Here is an 8638-nt window from a genome sequence, read left to right as displayed (position 1 = left end):
GCGCCGAGGGGCGCCCCGCGCGGGCGCGCGCCGCCCGCCTCCACAGGGATCTGAGCTCTCTGTCCCCGGTGCCGCACGCCGACGTGCGGCACCGAAACCCCTGCGTGGAGGTTCCCCTTGACTCGCGCCAATCTGGTGCGGGCGGTACTGGCGTTCGCCGTGCTCGCCACATCGTTCTACTTCGCCTGGTCCAAACCCGCCCGCCTCGGCCTCGACCTGCGCGGCGGCACCCAGATCGTCCTGGAGACGCAGGACTCCCCGGCCGTGAAGGCCGACCGGGAGTCCACCGACCGCGCCCGCGAGGTGCTGCACCGGCGCGTCGACGCGCTCGGGGTCGCCGAGTCGTCCATCACCCGGTCCGGGGACCGGCGGCTGATCGTCGAACTGCCGGACGTCCAGGACCCGACCCGCGCCGCCGCCGCCATCGGCAAGACCGCGCAGCTCACGGCACACCCGGTGCTGCCCGCCGCCGGCACGCCCGCGGCGGGGCAGCAGCTGATCCCCGATGAGAGCGGTCAGCGGATCCTGATCGGCCCCGCGGCGCTCACCGGCGCCGGGATCGGCTCGGCGAGCGCCTCCTACGACCCGCAGAACCTCGGCGGCTGGGCCGTCGACGTCCGGTTCAAGGGCGGCGGCGGCGCCACCTGGGAGCGGCTGACCGCCAAGGCCGCCTGCGCGGCCGGCGACGAGCGCCGCGTCGCCATCGTGCTGGACGGCAAGGTGATCTCCTCTCCGCAGGTCACCGAGAGCGTCGCCTGCGGCGTCGGCATCACCGGCGGCTCCACCCAGATCACCGGGGACTTCAGCCCCTCCGAGGCCAAGGACCTCGCGGCCCTCATCCAGGGCGGCTCGCTGCCCGTCCCCGTGAAGATCATCGAGCAGCGGGTGGTCGGCCCGACGCTCGGCGACGAGGCGATCGACGCCAGCGCCCGCGCCGCCGTCATCGGCATCGTCCTCACCGGCCTGTTCATCGTGGCCGTCTACCGGCTGGCGGGCCTGCTCGCCACGGTCGCGCTCGCCGGGTACGCGCTGATCTCCTACGGCGCCCTCGTCGCGGTCGGCGCCACCCTGACGCTTCCCGGGCTCGCCGGGTTCGTCCTCGCCATCGGCATGGCGATCGACGCCAACGTGCTGGCCTTCGAGCGCGCCAGAGAGGAGCGCGCCGCGGCACCGGGCCGCAGCGCGCGGACCGCCCTGGCCGTCGGGTTCACCAAGGCGTGGTCGGCGATCGCCGACTCGGCCGCCACCACCGTGCTCGCCGCCGGCCTGCTGTTCTTCCTGGCCTCAGGGCCGGTCCGGGGCTTCGGCGTCACGCTGACCATCGGCGTGCTGGGCTCCCTCGTCTCCGCGATGCTGCTGAGCCGCGTCCTCACCGACGCCGCCGCCGCGCGCATGCCCCGGCTCAGCAAGGGCAGGGCGGGCGGCATCGGCGGCGCCGGCCGCATCCGGCGGTGGCTGGAGGAGAGCGGCCCCGACCTGATGAAGCGCAGCCGCCTGTGGCTCGGCGTCTCCGCGCTCGCCGTCGTCCTCGCCGTCACGGGGATCTTCACCCGCGGCCTGAACTTCGGCGTGGAGTTCACCGGCGGCCGCCTGGTCGAGTACTCCACCTCCAGGCACGTCGACATCGACGCCGCCCGCGCCGCCGTCGCCGAGGCCGGGTTCCCGCGCGCCGTCGTCCAGACCTCGGGGAAGGACGACATCTCGGTCCGGACGTCCGACCTGAGCAACGCGGAGGAGAAGCGCATCCGGGACGCCCTCGCGAAGGAGGGCGGCGGCGCCGCCAAGCAGCGCGACGAGCTGATCGGCCCCAGCCTGGGGGACGAGCTGCGGACCAAGGCCCTCATCGCCCTCGGCGTGGCCCTGCTGGCCCAGCTCGCCTACCTGACGATCCGGTTCCGCTGGACGTTCGCGGCGGGCTCGGTGCTCGCCATGTTCCACGACATCGCGATCGTCACCGGGATCTTCGCCTGGCTGGGCAAGCCGATCGACGGCGTCTTCCTCGCCGCGCTGCTCACGATCATCGGCTACTCGGTGAACGACTCGGTCGTCGTGTTCGACCGGGTCCGGGAGATGTGGGCCGCGAATCCCCAGGGGAGGTTCGCCGACATCGCGAACCGCGGCACGCTGCAGACGGTCCCGCGGACGATCAACACCGGCGTGGGCGCCCTGTTCATCCTGGCGGCGCTGGCCGTCCTCGGCGGGGACTCCCTGACGGACTTCGCGATCGCGCTCCTGATCGGCATCGTCGTCGGCACGTACTCCAGCGTCTTCACCGCGACGCCGCTGGCCGTCGTCCTGGAGCGCCACGCCAAGACCCCGCCGCCCCAGAGCAAGCAGAAGTCCAGGCCGGTCCGCCGAACCCCCGGCAGCTCGGGCGCGGTCGTCTGACCCCCCGGGCCGCCGCCCCCCGGCGGCGGCCCGGAGGGGACGTCACTTCTTCGGCACGAACGACCGCTCGAGCGGCCCGTTATTGCCGCCCGTGATCAGGCAGTACACGTCTCTATAGCCGCGTCTCCACTGCTGCTTGGTCGGCGTGGAGAACGTGGGGTAGACGCGGTCGGGCGGCGGATCGTCCCCCCAGATGTCCGCCGCCCGCCTCGCGCAGCCCTCCGAGGCCATCTTTTCGAGTTTCTTTCTGCCCGGGTACTCCTTGCCCTGGAGCTTGTACGTCGCCAGCACCTGGAACTGATGCGGCAGATCGCAGTCCACGACCGGAGGGGTCATGCTCTCGTCCCACTTCTCCAGGCAGTCGCCCTGCTCGAACATCGCCTCGTGCCGGGGAGTGATCACGGCGCGGCTGAGCGGTGCGATGAGCGACTTGTCCTCGCCGACGTAGACGAGCGTGCACGTCACAGTCCGCTTCCCGCTCTCCCAGTCCTCGCGCTTGGGGAGCTCGGCCCGCGCGTCGAAATCGTCGTCCACGACCTTCTTGACGTTGTCCGGGGTGCGTTCCTCGCACAGCGCCCCCGCCTGGGCGGCGAGCCGTTGGACTCCGGGGAAGGGGCCGGCGGGGAGCGTCGCCTTGGCGACCACCTCACCGTTATGGGGGCTGGCACAGGGGCTGGGATACACGTTCGGATCGGCCGAGTCATGGGTCTGCGCCGTGAAGCAGTCACCCACCTTCAGGGTCGACGACAGCACGTAGCCGTCCCGCCGACGCGGGTCGGCCTCTGCTTCTCCGGCCGAGAACAGCGAGTCGCCGAACAGCGCCGCGATGATCGCCGCTGCCGCGAGCCAGGCCGCCGAGGCGCCGAGCCCGCCGAGAGCGAGGCCTCTGCCGCCGCCTCCCCGGCGGCGGATCTGCACCAGGGCGGCGGCGGCGAAGGCGATCGCGAACAGGACCAGGCCCACGGCACCGGTGGCCAGGGCGGCGATGGCGAAGCCGTTCGTCCTCGCCCGGTCAGGCCGCTCGCCCGCGATGGGCGAAGGTTCCGGATCGTCCGCGGGCGAGGTCTCGTCCGGTGGGGCGGCCGGGGCTTCGGCGGCGGGTGCGAGCGTGTCGGGGAGCGCCCGGGCGGGAGGCGGTTCGGGGGCGGCCGGGTCGTCGTCAGGAGATGGTGGCGTGGTCACGGCGAAACGGTAGGCCGGACAATTCGGTAAAAACCGGTGTTCCGGGTGGTCGTCGCCGAGTCGTGATCACGGAGTCCCGTGGCCGGGGACGGTCCCGGCCACGGGTCCGGGGGGTCAGGCGAGGGGCGGCTGGCCCGGGGGGTTCTCCGCCCTGATCACCTGCATGACGGCGTTGATCAGCGCCAGGTGGGTGAAGGCCTGCGGGAAGTTGCCGAGGTGGCGGCCGGTGTGCGGGTCGATCTCCTCGGCGTACAGCTGCAGCGGGCTCGCGTAGGACAGCAGCTTCTCGCACAGGGCGCGGGCCCGCTCCAGCTCGCCGACCATCACCAGGGTGCTGACCAGCCAGAAGGAGCAGATCGTGAAGGTGCCCTCGTCCGATTCGAACCCGTCGTCGGTCTCCGACGCGCGGTAGCGCAGGACGAGGTCGTCCTCCGACAGCTCGTCGGCGATGGCGAGGACGGTCTCCCGGACGCGCTTGTCGTCGGCGGGCAGGAATCCGAGCAGCGGGATCAGCAGCGCCGAGGCGTCCAGGGCCGTCGCGCCGTAGTGGGCGGTGAAGACGCCGCGCTCGTCCAGCGCGTTCGCGAGCACGTCGGCGTGGATCTCGTCGGCCGCGGCCTGCCAGCGCAGCGCCCGTTCCTGGTCGCCGCGGATGCGGGCGAGCCGCGCCCCGCGGTCGGCCGCGACCCAGCAGAACACCTTGGAGGAGGTGAAGTGCTGGGGTTCGCCGCGCACCTCCCACATGCCGCAGTCGGGCGTCCGCCAGTTGGCGAGGGCGTCCTCGACCTGCTTGACGACGATCTTCCACAGCCGGTCGTCGAGCCGGTCCCGCTTGCGCACGAACAGGTAGATAGAGCCGATGATCGCGCCCCACACGTCGTGCTGCGCCTGCATGTACGCCTCGTTGCCGATGCGCACCGGGCGGGCGTTGTCGTAGCCGGTGAGGTGGTCGAGCGTGGACTCGGGCAGCTCCTCGCGCCCGTCCAGCCCGTACATGATCTGCAGCTTGCCCTCGGCGGCCTCGGCGACGTCGGTGATGAAGTAGAAGAAGTCGTTGGCCTCCCAGTCGTAGCCGAGCGTGTAGAACGCCCAGAGGGCCATCGTGGAGTCGCGGATCCAGGTGTAGCGGTAGTCCCAGTTCCGGTCGCCGCCCGGCGTCTCCGGCAGCGACGTCGTCGCCGCCGCCGCGACGGCGCCGGACGGGGCGAACGTCAGCCCCTTCAGGGTCAGCGCGCTGCGCTGCAGGTGGCTGCGCCACGGGTGGTCGGGGAAGCGGCCCCGGTCGAGCCAGTGCTGCCAGTGGTGGACGGTCCAGACGAGCCGCTCCTGCGCCTCCTCCCACGAGGAGGGCGCCGCGTGCTCGCTCCAGGACAGCGCCACGAACCGGGACTCGCCCTGCTTCAGCAGCGTCCGGGACGTGGCGAGCGACCCCTCGAACCCGACGTTCATGTCGGTGGTGAGCCGCAGGCCGACGCCGTTGCCGCGCGCGGCGGCCTCGTGGTAGCCGGAGCCGGTGTGCTCCCAGCGCGCCGGCGTCTGCCCGTAGTCGAACACCGGCATGCAGTCGAGACGGACCTGGACCTGCCCGTTCACGCAACGCACCATCCGCAGCAGGACGTGGTCGGCGTCGTAGTCGGTCGGCGCCCTGCGGTGCGTGTGGGACCGTTCCGTCTCGTGGTGCCACGGGCCCATGAGCAGCGCGTCCGTCACGACCAGCCAGCCGCCGTGCACCCACCAGGTGGTCTCCATCACCATGGTCCCCGGGATGTAGCGCTGTGCGGCGGGCACCTCCACGCCCGCCGGGCCGACCCGGAAGTATCCGGCGTCCCGGTCCAGGATGGAGCCGAACACGCTGGGCGAGTCCATCCTGGGCAGGCACATCCACTCGATGTTGCCGCTGGGCGCGACCAGGGCGGTCGTCTCGCAGTCGGACAGGAACCCGAAATCGGCGATGGGGGCGAACGGATCTCCCGCCCGGCCGCCGGCGACCTTCGGCCTCACAACGTCACCTCCTTGATTCATCATTCCCTCTCCCGCGCGATGGGCGTGTCTTGGGTACGGGCCGCCCCCCGGTACGGGGCGCCCGGGCGGTGCGGTTTGAGCGGTGCGGTTTGAGCGGTGTGTCCCTGGTCTCCCTATTGGAATAGACCATTATCCGCGGCCTGAGCTGGGATAACTCCCCTTGGCGCACCGGGCGCCGAGCAAGTCCCGGGTTCGCGGGTACAGTCCCGGCAAACAGGGCAGCGGACCCGCCGCCGCCTGGGGTGACGCGACGCCGCGCGCCCCGCGGAGGCGGGCCCGGAACTGCCACTGTGTGGAACCGGAGCGAGAAGGAGCTCCCCGTGCGGAAGTTCGTGTACGACTTCACTGAGGGAAACAAGGACCTCAAGGACCTCCTGGGGGGCAAGGGCGCCAACCTGGCCGAGATGACCAATCTCGGCCTGCCCGTGCCGCCGGGGTTCACGATCACCGCGGAGGCCTGCCGGCACTACCTTGAGCACGGGACCCTGCCCGACGGCCTGGCGGACGAGGTGAACCGGCACCTGGCCGACCTGGAGTCCGCGATGGGCAAGAAGCTCGGCCAGAGCGACGACCCTCTCCTGGTCAGCGTGCGGTCCGGCGCCAAGTTCAGCATGCCGGGCATGATGGAGACCGTCCTCAACGTCGGGTTGAACGACGAGTCCGTCCACGGCCTCGCCTCGCAGGCGGGCGACGAGCGTTTCGCGTGGGACTCCTACCGCCGGCTGATCCAGATGTTCGGCAAGACCGTCATGGACATCGACGGCGACCTGTTCGAGGACGCCGTCGAGGACGTCAAGCGGGCCAGGGGCAGCGACGACGACGGTGACCTGACCGCCGGGGACCTCAGGGAGCTCGTCGACCGGTTCAAGGTCATCGTACGGGAGAAGACGGGCCGCGAGTTCCCGACCGATCCGCGCGAGCAGATGGACCTGGCCGTCGAGGCGGTGTTCAACTCCTGGAACGCGCCCCGCGCCGTCCTCTACCGGCGGCAGGAGCGCATTCCCGTCGACCTCGGCACGGCCGTCAACATCTGCTCGATGGTCTTCGGCAACATGGGCCTGGACTCGGGGACGGGCGTCGCCTTCACGCGGGACCCCGCGTCCGGGCAGCAAGGCATCTACGGCGACTACCTGCAGAACGCCCAGGGCGAGGACGTCGTCGCGGGCATCCGCAACACCGTCCCGCTGAAGGAACTGGAGCGCATCGACAAGGCGTCCTACGACCGGCTTCTCGAGATCATGGAGACGCTGGAGAACCACTACCGCGACATGTGCGACATCGAGTTCACGATCGAGCGCGGGAAGCTGTGGATGCTGCAGACCCGGGTCGGCAAGCGGACCGCCGGCGCGGCGTTCCGGATCGCCTGCCAGCTGCTCGACCAGGGCCTCATCGACCTGGACGAGGCCGCCCGCCGCGTCACCGGCGACCAGCTCGCCCAGCTGATGTTCCCCCGCTTCACCGACCGGGTGGACGGGGTCAAGAAGATCACCAAGGGCATGAACGCCTCGCCCGGCGCGGCCGTCGGCAAGGCCGTGTTCACCTCCGAGCGCGCCGTGGAGCTGGCCGATCGGGGCGAGGACGTGATCCTCGTCCGCCGCGAGACCAACCCCGACGACCTCGCCGGCATGGTCGCCGCCAAGGGCGTCCTGACCTCCCGCGGCGGCAAGACCTCGCACGCCGCGGTCGTCGCGCGCGGCATGGGCAAGACGTGCGTGTGCGGCGCCGAGGAGCTCGACGTCGACGTCAAGGGCGGCCACTTCACCGCGCCCGGCGGCGTCACGGTCCGGGAGGGCGACGTCATCTCGATCGACGGGTCGTCCGGCGACGTCTACCTCGGGGAGGTGGCGGTCGAGGACTCGCCCGTCGTCCGCTACTTCGAGGGCCAGCTGGCGGTCGAGGACGGCGACGACCTCGTCAAGGCCGTGCACCGGGTCATGGAGCACGCCGACGCGCGGGCCGCGCTGAAGGTCCGCGCGAACTCCGACAACCCGGAGGACTCCGCCCGGGCCCGCCGGTTCGGCGCCGCCGGCATCGGGCTGTGCCGCACCGAGCACATGTTCCTCGGCGACCGGCGGCAGCTCGTCGAGCAGCTCATCCTCGCCGAGGACGACGACGAGCGGCAGGCCGCGCTGGACGCCCTGGAGCCGCTCCAGAAGAGCGACTTCGAGGGCATCTTCGAGGCGATGGACGGACTGCCCGTCACCATCCGGCTCATCGACCCGCCGCTGCACGAGTTCCTCCCCGACATCACCGAGCTGTCGGTCAGGGTCGCGCTCGCGGGCGACGAAGCGGACGCCAAGGACCGGAGACTGCTCGAAGCAGTCAACCGACTGCACGAGCAGAACCCTATGCTGGGCCTGCGCGGCGTGCGGCTCGGTTTGGTGATTCCCGGTCTGTTCGCGATGCAGGTGCGCGCGATCGCCGAGGCCGCGGCGGCGCGCAGGCGGGCGGGCGGCGACCCGCGCCCGGAGATCATGATCCCGCTGGTCGGGGCGGTCCAGGAGCTGGAGGCCGTCCGCGACGAGGCGCGCGACATCCTCGCCGCGGTCAGGGAGTCCAGCGGGGTCGACGTCCCGGCGCTGATCGGCACGATGATCGAGCTGCCCCGGGCGGCGCTGACCGCCCGGCAGATCGCCGAGGCCGCCGAGTTCTTCTCGTTCGGCACCAACGACCTCACCCAGACGACCTGGGGCTTCTCCCGCGACGACGTGGAGGCGGCGTTCTTCTCGCGCTACCTGGAGCTCGGGATCTTCGGGGTGTCGCCGTTCGAGACCCTCGACCGCGAGGGCGTCGGCAGGCTCGTGCGCATCGCCGCCGAGGAGGGCCGCCGGGCGCGGCCCGGCCTCAAGCTCGGCATCTGCGGCGAGCACGGGGGCGACCCCGACTCGGTGCACTTCTGCCACGAGGTGGGCCTCGACTACGTGTCCTGCTCGCCGTTCCGCATCCCCGTGGCGCGGCTGGAGGCGGGCCGCGCGGCCATCGAGGCCGCGGACGCCTCCGGGGGCAGCGACAGCCGCTGACGTCCCGCCCGGCGGCCGGGCGACCG

The 8638-nt window shown here is 71.8% G+C and carries 4 protein-coding genes; 2 read left to right on the top strand and 2 right to left on the bottom strand.

Annotation, left to right across the window (positions count from 1 at the left end):
- The first annotated feature begins 117 nt into the window (after window positions 1-117).
- Complete coding sequence (gene secD, locus AB0K37_RS38055) at window positions 118-2388, top strand: protein translocase subunit SecD (protein WP_363989929.1); 2271 nt, start codon at window positions 118-120, stop codon at window positions 2386-2388.
- Window positions 2389-2430: 42 nt separating this feature from the next.
- On the opposite strand, the gene AB0K37_RS38050 is transcribed toward secD, so the two are convergent.
- Window positions 2431-3570, bottom strand: a complete 1140-nt coding sequence (locus AB0K37_RS38050) for a septum formation family protein (RefSeq protein WP_363989926.1) — start codon at window positions 3568-3570, stop codon at window positions 2431-2433.
- A 114-nt stretch (window positions 3571-3684) separates the two neighbouring features.
- Window positions 3685-5571 carry a glycoside hydrolase family 15 protein gene (locus AB0K37_RS38045; protein ID WP_363989923.1) on the bottom strand — a complete coding sequence of 629 codons (1887 nt, stop codon included), beginning with the start codon at window positions 5569-5571 and terminating at the stop codon, window positions 3685-3687.
- A 341-nt stretch (window positions 5572-5912) separates the two neighbouring features.
- Between AB0K37_RS38045 and ppdK the strand changes: the two genes are divergently transcribed.
- On the top strand, window positions 5913-8612 hold the full coding sequence (gene ppdK / locus AB0K37_RS38040; protein ID WP_363989921.1) for a pyruvate, phosphate dikinase: 2700 nt from the start codon (window positions 5913-5915) through the stop codon (window positions 8610-8612).
- Window positions 8613-8638: the final 26 nt, after the last annotated feature.

The organism is Actinomadura sp. NPDC049753, from assembly GCF_040674655.1.
In the GTDB taxonomy this organism is placed as follows: domain Bacteria; phylum Actinomycetota; class Actinomycetes; order Streptosporangiales; family Streptosporangiaceae; genus Spirillospora; species Spirillospora verrucosospora.
The sequence above is the reverse complement of the archived record's forward strand: the minus strand, read 5'-3'. Positions and strand labels throughout refer to the sequence as shown.